General features: G+C 72.7%; 15 protein-coding genes. 2 read left to right on the plus strand and 13 right to left on the minus strand.

What is annotated here, in order from left to right; all coding sequences use genetic code 11:
• Positions 1-400: 400 nt before the first annotated feature.
• The 11 genes from tyrS to argC all read right to left on the minus strand — a co-directional run bounded on the left by tyrS (position 401) and on the right by argC (position 12,302).
• Positions 401-1,672, minus strand: a complete 1,272-nt coding sequence (gene tyrS, locus AB0J24_RS14205) for a tyrosine--tRNA ligase (protein ID WP_358680585.1) — start codon at positions 1,670-1,672, stop codon at positions 401-403.
• Positions 1,673-1,769: 97 nt separating this feature from the next.
• A complete protein-coding gene (locus AB0J24_RS14210; protein ID WP_358681068.1) occupies positions 1,770-2,387 on the minus strand; it encodes a DNA-3-methyladenine glycosylase in 618 nt (205 codons plus the stop codon).
• Between the two features lie 69 nt (positions 2,388-2,456).
• Positions 2,457-3,680 carry an aminotransferase class I/II-fold pyridoxal phosphate-dependent enzyme gene (locus AB0J24_RS14215; RefSeq protein WP_358680588.1) on the minus strand — a complete coding sequence of 408 codons (1,224 nt, stop codon included), beginning with the start codon at positions 3,678-3,680 and terminating at the stop codon, positions 2,457-2,459.
• A complete protein-coding gene (gene argH / locus AB0J24_RS14220; RefSeq protein ID WP_358680591.1) occupies positions 3,677-5,107 on the minus strand; it encodes an argininosuccinate lyase in 1,431 nt (476 codons plus the stop codon). Before argH ends, AB0J24_RS14215 begins: the two co-directional genes overlap by 4 nt.
• The gene (gene argG, locus AB0J24_RS14225) at positions 5,107-6,537 is read right to left on the minus strand and encodes an argininosuccinate synthase (protein WP_358680594.1); all 1,431 of its coding nucleotides are present in this window, start codon (positions 6,535-6,537) and stop codon (positions 5,107-5,109) included. The genes argH and argG overlap by 1 nt, the downstream gene beginning before the upstream one ends.
• Before the next feature lie 29 nt (positions 6,538-6,566).
• Complete coding sequence (locus AB0J24_RS14230) at positions 6,567-7,055, minus strand: arginine repressor (protein ID WP_358680597.1); 489 nt, start codon at positions 7,053-7,055, stop codon at positions 6,567-6,569.
• A complete protein-coding gene (gene argF, locus AB0J24_RS14235) occupies positions 7,052-7,972 on the minus strand; it encodes an ornithine carbamoyltransferase (RefSeq protein ID WP_358680599.1) in 921 nt (306 codons plus the stop codon). Before argF ends, AB0J24_RS14230 begins: the two co-directional genes overlap by 4 nt.
• Positions 7,972-9,162: an acetylornithine transaminase gene (locus tag AB0J24_RS14240; RefSeq protein WP_358680602.1), complete on the minus strand. Its 1,191-nt coding sequence runs from the start codon at positions 9,160-9,162 to the stop codon at positions 7,972-7,974. Before AB0J24_RS14240 ends, argF begins: the two co-directional genes overlap by 1 nt.
• On the minus strand, positions 9,159-10,109 hold the full coding sequence (gene argB, locus AB0J24_RS14245; protein ID WP_358680605.1) for an acetylglutamate kinase: 951 nt from the start codon (positions 10,107-10,109) through the stop codon (positions 9,159-9,161). Before argB ends, AB0J24_RS14240 begins: the two co-directional genes overlap by 4 nt.
• Positions 10,093-11,277 carry a bifunctional glutamate N-acetyltransferase/amino-acid acetyltransferase ArgJ gene (gene argJ, locus AB0J24_RS14250; RefSeq protein ID WP_358680608.1) on the minus strand — a complete coding sequence of 395 codons (1,185 nt, stop codon included), beginning with the start codon at positions 11,275-11,277 and terminating at the stop codon, positions 10,093-10,095. The genes argB and argJ overlap by 17 nt, the downstream gene beginning before the upstream one ends.
• Positions 11,274-12,302, minus strand: coding sequence for an N-acetyl-gamma-glutamyl-phosphate reductase (gene argC / locus AB0J24_RS14255; protein WP_358680611.1), 1,029 nt, complete (start codon positions 12,300-12,302; stop codon positions 11,274-11,276). Before argC ends, argJ begins: the two co-directional genes overlap by 4 nt.
• 108 nt (positions 12,303-12,410) lie before the next feature.
• Here argC and AB0J24_RS14260 point away from each other — a divergent pair, with 108 nt between their 5' ends.
• Positions 12,411-13,328, plus strand: coding sequence for a hypothetical protein (locus tag AB0J24_RS14260; protein ID WP_358680614.1), 918 nt, complete (start codon positions 12,411-12,413; stop codon positions 13,326-13,328).
• A gap of 50 nt (positions 13,329-13,378) precedes the next feature.
• Positions 13,379-13,900: a GNAT family N-acetyltransferase gene (locus AB0J24_RS14265; protein WP_358680616.1), complete on the plus strand. Its 522-nt coding sequence runs from the start codon at positions 13,379-13,381 to the stop codon at positions 13,898-13,900.
• A 6-nt stretch (positions 13,901-13,906) separates the two neighbouring features.
• On the opposite strand, the gene AB0J24_RS14270 is transcribed toward AB0J24_RS14265, so the two are convergent.
• Positions 13,907-14,158: a DUF3039 domain-containing protein gene (locus tag AB0J24_RS14270; RefSeq protein ID WP_085916132.1), complete on the minus strand. Its 252-nt coding sequence runs from the start codon at positions 14,156-14,158 to the stop codon at positions 13,907-13,909.
• Between the two features lie 26 nt (positions 14,159-14,184).
• Entirely contained in the window at positions 14,185-14,538 is a 354-nt protein-coding gene (locus AB0J24_RS14275; RefSeq protein WP_358680619.1) for a DUF3099 domain-containing protein, read from the minus strand.
• Between the last annotated feature and the right edge of the window lie 37 nt (positions 14,539-14,575).

The following is a 14,575-nucleotide window of genomic DNA, read 5'->3' on the forward strand; positions in this document are numbered from 1 at the left end:
TCGCCGACGGGATCGACGAACCATGGCACAAACAACATGGCACAAAACGCCAAAAAATAGCTCGACACACTGTTGAGTTCTCAAAAGACACCCGCGCTCCGGCTATCCCGACCTCGGGTCGGTGCTTCCGGGGGCATTCGAGCTGACTCCGTAAGGAGGCAACTCTCTTATACTACTTGTACCGGAGCTCAGGGTCAACCCCTTGCTTCGGGCGGCTGGACACCCACCATGATGGGGATCCGAGGCCGCCGCCTTCGGTCCGGTCGCGCGGTCTGGCCTCTCGGCCCGCCTTGCGCTCTCCGTCCCGTCTCGGCGACAGGAAGAAAGTTACAGGACCCGTCCGAGGCGGCTGTCAGGGGGGTCCCCTTCTGGTCATCGACGCAGGTCAGACCGGGTACTACTACCGAACGAGGCGCACCCCGGCCAGGTTGCGCTTCCCGCGCCGGACCACCAGCCAGCCACCGTCGAGCGCGTCGTCGGCACCCGGGATCCAGTCCTCGTCGGTCACCTTCACGTTGTTGACGTAGGCGCCGCCTTCCTTCACGGCACGGCGGGCGGCGCCCTTGCTCTCGGTGAGGCCCGTCGCCACGAGGAGGTCGACGATCGTGTCCGTCCCGCCGCTGTCGGTGTGCGGGACCTCCGCGAGGGCGGCGTCCAGGGTGCGCGCATCGAGGTCGGCGAGCTCGGCACGGCCGAACAACGCCTGGCTCGCCGTCGTCACCTGACGGGTCTGCTCCTCGCCGTGCACCAGGGTGGTGAGCTCGGTGGCGAGCCGTCGCTGGGCGCTGCGCAGATGGGGCTTCTCGGTGAGCTCGACCGCGAGGGCCTCGATCTCCTCCCGGCCGAGGAAGGTGAACAGCTTCAGGAAACCGAGGACGTCGCTGTCAGCGACGTTGACGAAGTACTGGTACCAGGCGTAGGGCGAGGTCCGCTCCGGATCGAGCCAGACGTTCCCGCCCCCGGTGGACTTGCCGAACTTGCGTCCCTCCGAGTCCGTCACCAGCGGGGTGGTCAACGCGTGCACGTGCGCGCCCTCGACCCGCCGGATGAGGTCGACACCGCCGACGATGTTGCCCCACTGGTCCGAGCCGCCGATCTGCAACCGGCAGCCGAGGGTCCGGTGCAGGTGCAGGTAGTCCTGGGACTGCAGCAGCAGGTAGCTGAACTCGGTGTAGGACATGCCGTCGGCGGCGAGCCGGCGCTTCACCGTCTCACGGGCGAGCATCGTGTTGACCGGGAAGTGCTTGCCCAGGTCCCGGAGGAACTCCAGCACCGTCTGCTGCCCGGTCCAGTCCAGGTTGTTGACCGTCAGTGCACCGGTCGGCGAGTCGTCGAAGCGGACGAACCGCTCCAGCTGCCCGCGGATCAGGCCGGTCCACTCGGCGACGGTCGTCTCGTCGTGCAGGGAGCGCTCCCCCACGTCCCGCGGGTCGCCGATCATCCCGGTCGCTCCCCCGGCGAGGATCACCGGCCGGTGCCCGGCCTCCTGGAACCGGCGCAGCGTGAGCATCTGGACCAGGTGCCCGGCGTGCAGGCTCGGCGCGGTCGGGTCGAACCCCGCGTAGAGGGTGACCGGCCCGTCGCCGGCAAGCTCCTTCGCGAGCGCGTCGCGGTCGGTGCTCTGCGCGATCAACCCACGCCACTCGAGGTCGTCCAGGATGTCCGTACTCACGCCACCATCTTCGCCGCCGCCCGACCCACCGCGCACCCGGGTCGCCGCCGGGCCCCCGGCCGGGCCCGGCCGACCGCAGCACAGCTCGTCCCCGGGGTCACCCGGTCCGGCGCCGCGAGCGCTTCCCACCGGCCCGGTAGGCGCTCACCGCAGGCGAACCGTCGAGCCAGAACCGCCAGGGCAGCTCCGCCGCAGCCGCGACGCCCACCCGCGGTCCGCGGCGGATCGCCGACGGCGCGACGGGCTCGCCGGCCACCAGGCGGACCCGGGACGACGGATCGGTCAGGTCGGTGCCGCCGTCCTCGCGACCGAGCCCGAGCAGCGAGGCGAGCCGGGCCGGGCCTCGGGCCAGCTCGGCGTCGGTCCGCGCGGTCGGACGCCGGACCCGGGCGACCCCGGGATCGCTGAGCACCTCACCGGCCCGGAACAGCACCGCGCCCGCCTCGCCCTCGGACAGACAGGACACGTTCGCGCAGAAGTGCATGCCGTAGACGAAGTAGACGTAGAGGTGGCCCGCCGGTCCGAACATCACCGCGTTGCGCGGGGTGCGGCCGCGGTGGCTGTGCGACGCCGCGTCGTCCGCCCCGCGGTAGGCCTCCACCTCGACCAGGCGCACCGCGACGGTCCCGTCCGGGGTGTCGGCCTCCAGCACGCAGCCCAGCAGTCGTTCCGCTGCGGGGAGCACATCGATCGCCAGCTCGGACCGGTCGAGCAGCGCCCGCGGGTCCGCCCGGTCACCCCACGGGGTCCACCGGGCGGGTCCGCCGGCCGTACCGTCCGCCACTCAGCGGCGGGACAGAGCGAGCTGTACGCAGGTGACCACGCCGGCCATCGCCTTCTCGACCTCGTCCTGCGGGGGCAGGGTCGGAGCGAGCCGGATCGTCGCGTCCTGCGGGTCCTTGCCGAACGGGTGCGTCGCCCCGGCCGGAGTCAGCACGACACCGGCCTCCCTGGCCAGCCGCACGACCTCCGAGGCGAGCCCGTCGGGCACGGTGAGGCTGACGAAGTACCCGCCCTTCGGCGTCGTCCAGCTCACACCGTCGGTGTCGGCGAAGGCCTCGGTGAGCAACCGCTCCACCGCCGCGAACTTCGGCGCGATCAGCTCACGGTGCGCAGCCATGTGGGCGCGCAGACCGGCCTCGTCCTTCAGGAACAGCGCCTGCCGCAGGTGGTTGACCTTGTCCGGGCCGATGGACCGCTTCGAGGTGAGCTTGAGCCACCAGTCGACGTTCGCACCGGAGGCGCCGAAGAACGCGACGCCCGCGCCGGCGAGAGTGATCTTCGACGTGGATCCGAACACGAACGGCCGGTCCGGGTTGCCCGCCTCGGCGGCGAGCGCCAGCACGTCCGCGATCTCGATCTCGTCGGAGGTCAGGTGGTGCACCGCGTACGCGTTGTCCCACATGATCCGGAAGTCGGGCGCCGCGGTCGACATCGAGGCGAGCCTGCGGACGACCTCGTCGGAGTACACGGCCCCGTCCGGGTTGGAGTACTTCGGCACGCACCAGATGCCCTTGATCGACGGGTCGTCGGCGACCAGCCGCTCGACCTCGTCCATGTCCGGGCCGTCCACCGTCATCGGCACGGAGACCAGGTCGATCCCGAGACGCTCGCAGACCCCGTAGTGCCGGTCGTAACCGGGGACGGGCGCGATGAAGGCGACCCGGCCGGCGTCCACCCAGCGGGTCGGGGCGCCCGGGACCGGGGAGAGCAGGGCGTGCACGAGGACGTCGTGCATCAGCTCCAGGCTGGAGTTGTTCCAGGCCACCAGCTGGTCGACCGGCACCTGCAACGAGGGCGCGAAGATCTCGCGCAGCTCGGGCAGACCCTGCAGGCCGCCGTAGTTGCGGGTGTCGGTGCCGTCCGCGGCGCGGTACCGATCGGCGCCGGGCAGGCCCAGCAACGCGCTCGACAGGTCCAGCTGCTCGGACGAGGGCTTGCCCCGGGTCAGGTCCAGCTTCAGGCCTGCGGCCTTGAGCTCCTCGTAGGCTGCGGCAGGGTCGGTCATGCGGTTCCTCCGGTGAACTCTCTCGCTGCGGCCGCCTCGGTGCGCAGGTCGGCCAGCTGCTCGGCGACGCGGTCGCCTGCCGTGCCGCCCCGCGCGTTCCGCGACGCGATGGAGCCTTCCACGGTCAGCACCTCGCGAACACTCGGGTCCAGCGCCGGGTGCACGGCGGCCAGCTCGGCGTCGGTCAGGTCCTCCAGGCCGACGCCGCGTGCCTCGGCGGCCCGGACACAGCCGCCCGCGGCCTCGTGCGCCACCCGGAACGGGACGCCCCGGCGGACGAGCCACTCCGCGACGTCGGTGGCGAGCGTGAACCCGGCCGGGGCCAGTTCGGCGAGCCGGTCGGTGTGGAAGGTCAGGGTCGCCACCATGCCGGCCACCGCGGGCAGCAGGAGCTCCAGCTGGGCGACCGAGTCGAACAGTGGCTCCTTGTCCTCCTGCAGGTCCCGGTTGTACGCCAGCGGCAGACCCTTGAGCGTGGTGAGCAGCCCGGCCAGGTTGCCGACCAGGCGCCCGGACTTGCCCCGGGCGAGCTCGGCGACGTCCGGGTTCTTCTTCTGCGGCATGATCGAGCTGCCGGTGGAGTACGCGTCGTCGAGGGTGACGTAGCCGAACTCGGCGGTCGCCCAGAGGATGACCTCCTCGGACAGCCGGGAGAGGTCGACCCCGATCATCGCGAGCACGAACGCGGCCTCGGCGGCGAAGTCCCGCGAGGCCGTCCCGTCGATCGAGTTCGCCGCCGAACCGGTGAAACCCAGCTCGGCGGCGACGGCCTCCGGGTCCAGCCCGAGCGAGGACCCGGCCAGCGCACCCGACCCGTAGGGCGAGTACGCGCTACGTCGGTCCCAGTCGCGCAGCCGGTCGACGTCGCGCAGCAGCGCGTGCGCGTGCGCGCCCAGCTGGTGGCCGAGCAGCACCGGCTGCGCGTGCTGCAGGTGCGTGCGGCCGGGCATCGGCGCACCCGGGTGCGCCTGCGCCTGGTCGATCAGGGCGTCGACGACGCCGAGCACGCCGTCCGCGACCCGCCGGGTCGCGTCCCGCAACCACATCCGGAACTGGGTCGCGACCTGGTCGTTGCGCGACCGGCCGGCCCGCAGCTTCCCGCCGAGGTCCGGACCGGCCCGCTCGATCAGGCCGCGTTCCAGCGCCGTGTGCACGTCCTCGTCGCCCGGTTCGGGAACGAACGTGCCGGACTCGACGTCGGCGGCCAGCTCGTCGAGCGCCTTGTGCATGCCGGTGAGCTCGTCGTCCGACAGCAGTCCGGCGCCGTGCAGCACGCGGGCGTGCGCCCGGGAGCCCCGGATGTCGTAGGGCGCCAGCACCCAGTCGAACTGGGTGGACCTGCTCAATGCGGCCAGCGCATCGGCCGGGCCGGACGCGAACCGGCCGCCCCACAGCGCGGATCCGGTGCCGCTGCTCTCCCCGGCCATCAGTCGGTGCCCGCTTCCAGGGCGGCCTCGTCGAGGAGGGTCTCGTTGTCCCCGCTCCCCTCGCCGGCCCCGGCGATCCGGTCGAAACCACCGGAGGGCAGCTCCCCGAACAGCGTGCCGTGCTCGACGAGCACCGTCCCCTGCTCCGGCGGCTGCCCGGCGTAGGTCTCCAGCTTCGCGCGCGAGTCGGCGATGTCGAGGTTGCGCATGGTGAGCTGCCCGATCCGGTCGGCCGGCCCGAACGCGGCGTTCTCCACCCGCTCCATCGAGAGCCGGTCGGGGTGGTAGGAGAACCCGGGCCCGTCGGTGTCGAGGATCGTGTAGTCGTCGCCGCGGCGCAGGCGCAACGTCACCGTGCCGCTGACCACCGACGCGATCCAGCGCTGGATCGCCTCGCGCACCATCAGCGCCTGCGGGTCGAGCCAGCGCCCCTCGTAGAGCAGCCGGCCAAGCTTGCGCCCGTCGGCGTGGTAGTTGGCGACGGTGTCCTCGTTGTGGATCGCGTTGACCAACCGCTCGTAGGCGATGAACAGCAGCGCCATGCCGGGCGCCTCGTAGATGCCGCGCGACTTCGCCTCGATGATCCGGTTCTCGATCTGGTCGGACATGCCGAGACCGTGCCGGCCGCCGACGGCGTTCGCCTCGCGCACCAGGTCGACCCGGTTGCCGAAGCGCTTCCCGTTGATCGCCACCGGGTAGCCGCCCTCGAACGTGACCGAGACGTCCTCGGTCTCGATCTCGACCGCCGGGTCCCAGTACTTCACGCCCATGATCGGCTCGACGGTCTCCAGGGACACGTCGAGCTGCTCGAGCGTCTTGGCCTCGTGCGTGGCGCCCCAGATGTTCGCGTCGGTCGAGTACGCCTTTTCCGCCGAGTCCCGGTAGGGGAGCCCGTGCTCGGTCAGCCACCGGCTCATCTCGTCGCGCCCGCCCAGCTCGGAGACGAACGCGTCGTCCAGCCACGGCTTGTAGATCCGCAGGCCCGGGTTCGCCAGCAGGCCGTAGCGGTAGAACCGCTCGATGTCGTTGCCCTTGAACGTCGAACCGTCGCCCCAGATGTTGACGTCGTCGGCCTGCATCGCCCGGACCAGCAGCGTCCCGGTCACCGCCCGGCCCAGCGGCGTGGTGTTGAAGTAGGTCTTGCCGCCGGAGCGGATGTGGAACGCACCGCACGCCAGTGCCGCGAGACCCTCGTCGACCAGCTGCGGCTTGATGTCCACCGCGCGGGCGATCTCCGCCCCGTACTCCCTGGCCCGCTCGGGCACCCCGGAGATGTCCGGCTCGTCGTACTGGCCGAGATCGGCCGTGTAGGTGCACGGGATCCCGCCCTTGTCGCGCATCCACGCGACCGCCACGGAGGTGTCGAGCCCTCCGGAGAACGCGATGCCGATGCGCTCGCCCCGGGGGAGGGAGCTCAGGACCTTGCTCACGGGATGGATGCTCCTTCGTCAGAGTTCGCTCAGAGTTCGCGCAGCAGCGCGAGCAGTTCCTCACCGGTGAGCGGCTCACGGGCCACCACCAGGAGGGTGTCGTCACCGGCGATCGTGCCGACGACGTCGTGCAGTGCGGCCCGGTCCAGCGCGCTGGCCAGGTAGTGCGCCGCCCCGGGCGGGGTACGCAGCACGGCCAGGTTCCCACTCGCGTCCGCGGAGACGAGCAGCTCCCCCAGCAACCGGGACAACCGCCCGGTGCCACCCTCGACGCCGCGCACCGGGCTGCCGTCCTCGGGGATGAGGTAGACCGGCGCACCGCCGTCCGCGCCGCGCACCTTGATCGCGCCCAGCTCGTCGAGATCACGCGAGAGCGTGGCCTGGGTCGTCTCGATGCCCTCGGCGCGCAGCAGTGTCAGCAGCTCGCTCTGGTTGCGCACGGCGCGCTCGGAGATCAGCTCGACGATCCGGGCCTGCCGTGCGACCCGGGTCGCTGCGCCGCCACGAGCCCCCTTCATCGCTCCAGGAGCCACGTCAGCAGCGCCTTCTGCGCGTGCAACCGGTTCTCCGCCTCGTCCCACGCGGCGCTGGCCGGGCCGTCGAGCACCTCGTCGGTGATCTCGTCGCCACGGTGTGCGGGCAGGCAGTGCAACACGATCGCCCCGGGCGCGGCGCGGTGCAGCAGCTCGGTGTTGACCTGGTACGGCCGGAACGGTGCGACCCGGTCGAGGCCGTCGCGCTCCTGCCCCATCGACGTCCAGGTGTCGGTCACGAGCACCTCGGCCCCGTCGACGGCGGCCGTCGGATCGGCGATGAGCGTCACCGAGCCACCGGTCTGCTCGGCACGCCCCTTCGCGTCACGCAGCACCTCCGGATCGGGGGTGAACCCGTCCGGTGCAGCGATCCGCACGTGCATCCCGGCGGTCGTGCCGCCGAGCAGCAACGAGTGCGCGACGTTGTTCGCACCGTCCCCGAGGTAGGTGAGCGTGCGGCCGGCCGTGCCGCCGAGCCGCTCCCGGATCGTCTGCAGGTCGGCGAGGATCTGGCACGGGTGGAAGGCGTCGGTCAACGCGTTGACCACCGGCACCGTCGCGGCCGCTGCCATCTCCTCGATCCGCTCCTGGCCCGAGGTGCGCCACACGATCGCGTCGACGTAGCGGGACAGCACCCGGGAGGTGTCGGAGATGGTCTCCCCGCGCCCGAGCTGGCTGGTGTTCCCGTCCAGCACGACCGCGGTGCCGCCGAGCTGGGTGATCCCGGTCTCGAACGAGACCCGGGTGCGGGTCGAGGACTTGTCGAAGACCACCGCGACCGCCCTCGGCCCCGCCAGCGGGCGCTCGGCGAAGGGGTCGGCCTTGAGCCGGTCGGCGAGGTCGAGGACCTCGGCCTGCTCGGCGGGCGACAGGTCGTCGTCGCGCAGCAGGTGGCGGACCATCAGCTGCCCTGCCCTTCCACCGCGGCGGCGGCGTCCAGGATCGCGGGGAGCGCGCCCAGGAACTCGGCCACCTCCTCGTCGCCGAAGGTCAGCGCCGGGGCCAGCCGGAGCCGTTCCGGCGTCGCGTTGTTGACCAGGTGGCCCGCCTCCCGCGCGGCGGAGACGACCTGCGCCGACACCGGGTGGCGCAGTCCGATCCCGATGTGCAGGCCGGCACCGGACACGTCGGAGAGCAGCGGGTGGCCGAGGTTCTCCGTCCCGCCGCGGAGTTCCTTGCCGATCCGGTCGACGTGCTCCAGCAGGCCGTCGGTGGCGATCGTGTCGAGCACCGCGAGCGCTGCGGCGCAGCAGATCGGATTGCCGCCGAAGGTGGTGCCGTGCTGGCCCGGCTCGAGCAGCGTCGCCGCCTCCCCGATCGCGACACAGGCACCGATGGGCAGCCCGCCGCCGAGGCCCTTCGCCATCGTGACGACGTCGGGGACGATGCCGTCGGCCTGGTGGGCGAACCAGCGGCCGGTGCGGCCGATGCCGGTCTGCACCTCGTCGAGCACCAGCAGTGCGCCGCGCTCCGCGGTGATCCGGCGGGCGCCTGCGAGGTAGCCCTCGGGCGGCACCACGACACCGGCCTCGCCCAGGATCGGTTCCAGGAACACCGCGGCGGTGTCGGTGGTGACGGCGGCGTCGAGCGCGTCCAGGTCGCCGAACGGGATGTGGCGAACACCGGGCGGCATCGGTTCGAACGGGGCCCGCTTGGCGGGCTGCCCGGTCAGCGCGAGCGCTCCCATCGTGCGACCGTGGAACGCGCCCTCGCAGGCGACGATCCCCGGCCGGCCGGTCCGGCGCGCGATCTTGAAGGCGGCCTCGTTCGCCTCGGTGCCCGAGTTGCAGAGCAGGGTGCGGGCGTCGTCACGGCCGAGCAGGCCTTGCAGCCGCTCGGCGAGCTGCAGGGCCGGATCGGTGATGAAGAAGTTGGAGGTGTGCCCGAGCGTGCGGATCTGCTCCGACACCGCCTCGACGATCGCCGGGTGCGCGTGGCCGAGCGCGTTCACCGCGATCCCGGCGTACAGGTCCAGGTAGGCGCGACCCTCGGCGTCCCAGACCCGGGAGCCCTCACCGCGGACCAGGGTCAGCGGCGGCGTGCCGTAGTTGTTCATCAACGCGGCCTGCCACCGCGCCGTGTACGAGCTCATGTCGTTCCCCCAGCCGGGTCGGGATCGGGAAGCACCATCGTCCCGACGCCCTCGTGTGTGAAGACCTCGAGCAGCACCGAGTGCGGGACCCGGCCGTCGATGACGTGGGCCTGCGCCACCCCGGACCGCACGGCACGCAGGCAGGCCTCCATCTTCGGGGCCATGCCGCTCTCCAGCCGGGGCAGCATCGGTTCCAGCTGGCTCGCGGTGAGCGAGGTGATGATCGAGTCGGGATCGGGGTAGTTCGCGTAGAGACCCTCGACGTCGGTCAGCACCACGAGCTTCGCCGCGTCCAGCGCTCCGGCCAGCGCGGCGGCCGCGCTGTCGGCGTTGATGTTGTGCACCTGGCCGTCGGTGTCCGGCGCGATGCCGGCAACGACCGGGATCCGACCGGCCGCGATGATGTCGAGCACCGCGTCCGGGTTGACCTTCGTGACGTCGCCGACCAGGCCGATGTCGACCGGCTCGCCGCCGACCAGCGCGGTGCGGCGCTGTGCGGTGAACAGTCCGGCGTCCTCACCGGACAAGCCGACGGCGAGCGGCCCGTGCGCGTTGATCAGCCCGACCAGCTCCCGGCCGACCTGGCCGAACAGCACCATCCGGACGATCTCCATCGTCTCCGGCGTGGTGACGCGCAGGCCACCGCGGAACTCGCCCGGCACGCCGAGCCGCTTCAGCATCGCGCTGATCTGCGGCCCCCCGCCGTGCACGACGACCGGGTGGATCCCGGCCAGGCGCAGGAACACCATGTCGCGGGCGAACGCCTGCTTGAGCTCCTCGTCGATCATCGCGTTGCCGCCGTACTTCACGACGACGATGCGGCCGTGGAAGCGCTGCAGCCAGGGCAGTGCCTCGGCCAGCACCCCGGCCTTCTCACCGGCCCGCTTGAGCCGGTCCGGACCCGCGAGCGGTTCGCGAGGAGCGGACGGTTCAGGAGGAGTAGGCACTGTTCTCCTCCACGTAGGCGTGCGACAGGTCGGTGGTCCGGATCTCGGCGGTGTTGCCGTCGGCGCCGCCGGTCAGGCCCAGCTCGACCTCGATCGTGACGTCCGGGCCGGAGAGGTCGCAGTCGGCACGGTCACCGGCGACGACGGCGCCCCGGCAGAGCAGCACGCCGTTGATCGTCACGTCGAGCCGTTCCGGATCGAGCTGGGCGTCGGCGTACCCGGCGGCGGCGACGATCCGGCCCCAGTTCGGGTCCGAGCCGAACATCGCCGTCTTGACCAGGGAGTCACGGGCGATGGTCCGGGCGACGGTCACCGCGTCGTCCTCGGAGGCGGCGCCCGAGACCCGGACGGTGATCCGCTTGGTGACGCCCTCGGCGTCGGCCTGCATCTGCTCGGCCAGGTCCCGGCACACCCTGGTCAGCGCCGCGGTGAACACCGCCGGATCGGCCAGCACCCCGGACGCACCGGAGGCGAGCACCAGCACGGTGTCGTTGGTGGACATGGAGCCGTCGATGTCGAGCCGGTCGAAGCTGTAGCGCACCGCCTCGCGCAGCGCGGCGTCCAGCATCGGCTGCTCGACGACGGCGTCGGTGGTGAGCACGGTGAGCATGGTCGCCATCGAGGGGGCGATCATCCCGGCGCCCTTGGTGGTGCCGCCGATCGTCCAGCCCGCCGGGTCGGTGACGTGCGCCTGCTTCGGAACCGTGTCGGTGGTCATGATCGCGGCGGCCACGGCGGTGCCGGCCTCGGGGGTCGCGGCCAGCTCACCGGCCGCCTTCTCCACCCCGGCCAGCACGGTGCCCACGGGGAGCTGCTCACCGATCAGCCCGGTCGAGCAGACCGCGACCTCGACCGCACCGCAGCCGAGTACCTCGGCGACCTTCTCGGCGGTCGCGTGCGCGGTCCGGAACCCCTGCGGACCGGTGCACGCGTTCGCGCCCCCGGAGTTCAGGACGACCGCGCGCAGCGCACCGGTGGTGAGGACCTGCTGGGTCCACAGCACCGGCGCGGCCTTCACCTTGTTGCGGGTGACCACGCCCGCCGCCTCGGTGCGCGGGCCGTCGTTGACCACCAGCGCCAGATCGGCCCGGCCGGACTTCTTGATCCCGGCCGCCACCCCGGCCGCCCGGAAACCCCGCGCGGCGGTCACCCCGGTCGCCTCGCTCACGGCGCCACTCCCGTCGTCGGCAGGCCGGTGGTCTCGGGCAGGCCCAGCGCCAGGTTCATGCACTGCACGGCCCCGCCCGCGGTCCCCTTGGTCAGGTTGTCGATCGCGGAGACGACGACCAGTCGCCGGGCGTCCGGGTCGACGGCGAGCTGCAGCGCCACCAGGTTGGAGCCCAGGGTCTGCGCGGTGGTGGGCCACTGCCCCTCGCCGAGGAGGCGCACGAACGGCTCACCGGCGTAGGCCTTCTCGTAGGCCTTCCGGACCGTCGCGGTGTCGGTCGCCGGATCGGTGAGCGGCGCCGAGCAGGACGCCAGGATGCCGCGCGGCAGCGGCGCCAGCACCGGGGTGAAGCTCACCGAGACCGGCGCCCCGAGCGCTGCGGAGAGGTTCTGCGCGATCTCCGGGGTGTGCCGGTGCACGCCGCCGACCCCGTACGCGGACAGCGAGCCCATCACCTCGGCGCCCAGCAGGTGCGGCTTGAGCGACTTCCCCGCTCCGGAGGTGCCGGTGACCGCGGTGATCACCACGTCCGGCTCGACGAGGCCCGCGACCAGCGCCGGGAACAGCGCGAGGCTGATCCCGGTCGGGTAGCAGCCGGGCACGGCGACCCGGTGCGCACCGACCAGCCGCTCCCGCGCGCCGGGGAGCTCGGGCAGCCCGTAGGGCCAGTGCCCGGCGTGCTCACCGCCGTACCAGCGGTCCCAGGCCGCCGGATCGGTCAGCCGGTGGTCGGCCCCGCAGTCGATCACCAGCGTGTCGCCGCCCAGCTGCGCCGCGAGCTCGGCCGACCGGCCGTGCGGGAGCGCGAGGAACACCGCGTCGTGGCCGGCGAGGTTCTCCGCGGTGGTCTCGGCGAGGACGCGGTCGGCGAGCGGGGCCAGGTGCGGCTGGTGCTCGCCGAGTCGGCTGCCGGCGTTGTCTCCCGCCGTCAACGTGCCGATCTCCACGTCCGGATGTGCGAGGAGCAGCCGGAGGAGCTCACCCCCGGCGTATCCACTGGCTCCTGCCACTGCGATGCGTACCACGGTGAATGATTATGCAGTCCGGCGAGAGTTCATGCAATCTGATTCGCGATCGTGATCGCGGAGCCGGAACGGCCGCGCACCGACCGGGCGAACCCTAGCCTCCCGCCGATGCGGACGGAGCAGACGGTGCAGCGACGGCGGGCCATCGCGGGCGGCCGGGTCCGGGCCGGGGCGGTCCGCACGCCGTCCGCGGCGCACCCGGGCCCCCCGGCGCCCGCTGCGTCCACGGCGTCCACGGCGTCCACGGCGCCGAGGGCGATCACTGCGCCCACGGTGATCACGCTGGTCGCGGTGCTGTACCTGGTCGCGGGATGCGCCACGACCGTGCCCGGCACCCCGTGGCCGGCCGGCGCAGGCCCTGCCGGGCCGGTCACCGGGGCGCCCGCGGCGCCGACGGGCCCGCCGACCTCGTTCACCGGGCCGGCCGACCGGCTCCCGGAACCCACCGCGCCGGAGCCCGACGCACCCACCGGCCCGAGCCCGGACCCGACCGGCACCGACGTCACGACCAGGACGGTGCCACCCGTCCCGGTCCGCAGCACCGAGAACACCACCGGCACCCGCGCGCGGCCCGGCCTCGCCCCCCGCGGCAACCCCGCGGCGAGCGGCACGGCCCCGCTGACCGCCGACGTGCTGGCGGACGAGTGCCTGCTCGGCACCGACGCGCTCACCGGACTGCTCGGCGCCGAGCCCGCCGCACCGGCCACCAACGCCGAGGTGGCCCGGCCCGACGGTGCACGGACCCGGGCCTGCTTCGCCGTCGGGGGTTCGTCGACCGCCGCGGTGAACGTCTACACCACCAACCGCGGCACCCCGGCCGACCACGTCCGCGCCGCAGGCGGTGCGCGTCCGATCACCACGACCGGCGAGGGGGTCGTCGCGGCGCTGCTGGAGACGGTGGCCGGGCCGACGGTGCAGATCGGTGCCGGGCGCTACCTCGTCACGATCGCCGTGGCCGGCCGGGCGCCGTCCGAGGAGCAGTGGCAGACCGCGGTCCGCGACGCCGTGTCGGCACTCCCCCGCTGAGGATCGGCCATCCTGGTTCCCGGGCCCACCGTGGGCCCGGGAGCGGGAGGGTGCAGGTGCGAGCGGTACTGCGAGCGTGCGTCGCACCGGCCGACGCGACCGCGCTCGCCCGGATGGACGCGGGACTCGTCGAGGTCCTCGGGGCGTCCGGGCCGCGCTGGCACCACACCGTCGCCACGGACCCCGGCAAGGCCCATCTGGTCCTCGACGACGCCCACGGGCCGGCCGGCTACCTCGTGCTGGCCGCGCCGCGAGGGCCCGAACCGGGCGTCGAGCTGCACCGGCTGGTCGTCGCAGCCGACCGGCGCGGCCGCGGCCTGGGCCGCGCCCTGCTCCGGACGGCGCTGGCACTCGCCGCCGTACCGCACCCGCCGGACGGGCTCGGGCACGACCCGGCCTGGGTGCGGCCGGACTGGCTGGCGGCCGGCAGGCTGTGGCTGCAGGTGCACCCGGCGAACACGGCCGCGTTGCAGCTCTACCGGTCGGAGGAGCTGGTCACCGAGGCGCGGCTGCCGTCGGCGCCCGGCGATCCGTCATCACCCGCGCGGCGGCTGGTGCTCGCCCGCGGGTGAGCCGGATCAGGAGTCGTCGCCACCCTTGGGCAGGCCCTCGAAGATCTTCTTGCAGTCCGGGCAGACCGGCGAGCCGGGCTTCGGCGACTTGGTGACCGGGAAGGTCTCGCCGCACAGCGCCACCACCATGTTGCCCAGCACCGCACTCTCGGTGATCTTGGACTTCTGGACGTAGTGGAACATGTCCGGCGTGTCGTCGCCGGTGGTCTCGGTGCCCTCCGGCCGGGTGTCGACCTCGGGAAGAGTCGTCGTGGTCATGCGCACATGATGCACCACCGGCGCGGTCAGCCGGTCGGCCCGCGGTGCCCCGCGTCGTCGTCCCCGTCAGCGCTCTCGACGACCGGGTGCGGCCGCTCCTCGATGGCCCGGCGCTCGGGCCGGTACCGGTTGGGCTTCTCCACCTTGCGGGGCAGCCGATCGTTCGCGATGAGCACCGCGATCCACGGCAGCGGGACCGAGACCACCAGCAGGGTCACCGCCAGCCAGGGGATCTGGTAGAAGAACCCGGCCAGGATGATGCAGGGGAACCGGAGGCCCATCGTCCACTTGTAGCGCCGCTTGCGGACCGCCAGCTCCTCGTCGTACGACATCTGCGCGTCCGTGATGAGCACGGGGTCCTCGCGTCGCTGGTCGCTCACGTGACCACCTCCCGTTACATGGTGACACCTGTGGCGG

It is taken from the genome of Pseudonocardia sp. NPDC049635 (genome assembly GCF_040659795.1).
Lineage (GTDB): Bacteria > Actinomycetota > Actinomycetes > Mycobacteriales > Pseudonocardiaceae > Pseudonocardia.

What these genes read in the sequence shown, in the direction of transcription:
- AB0J24_RS14215 (WP_358680588.1), bottom strand. Translation starts at nt 3,680, where the DNA reads ATGACCGACCCTGCCGCAGCCTACGAGGAGCTCAAGGCCGCAGGCCTG.
- argH (WP_358680591.1), bottom strand. Translation starts at nt 5,107, where the DNA reads ATGGCCGGGGAGAGCAGCGGCACCGGATCCGCGCTGTGGGGCGGCCGG.
- AB0J24_RS14240 (WP_358680602.1), bottom strand. Translation starts at nt 9,162, where the DNA reads ATGAGCTCGTACACGGCGCGGTGGCAGGCCGCGTTGATGAACAACTAC.
- AB0J24_RS14270 (WP_085916132.1), bottom strand. Translation starts at nt 14,158, where the DNA reads ATGACCACGACGACTCTTCCCGAGGTCGACACCCGGCCGGAGGGCACC.
- argF (WP_358680599.1), bottom strand. Translation starts at nt 7,972, where the DNA reads ATGGTCCGCCACCTGCTGCGCGACGACGACCTGTCGCCCGCCGAGCAG.
- AB0J24_RS14230 (WP_358680597.1), bottom strand. Translation starts at nt 7,055, where the DNA reads ATGAAGGGGGCTCGTGGCGGCGCAGCGACCCGGGTCGCACGGCAGGCC.
- AB0J24_RS14260 (WP_358680614.1), top strand. Translation starts at nt 12,411, where the DNA reads ATGCGGACGGAGCAGACGGTGCAGCGACGGCGGGCCATCGCGGGCGGC.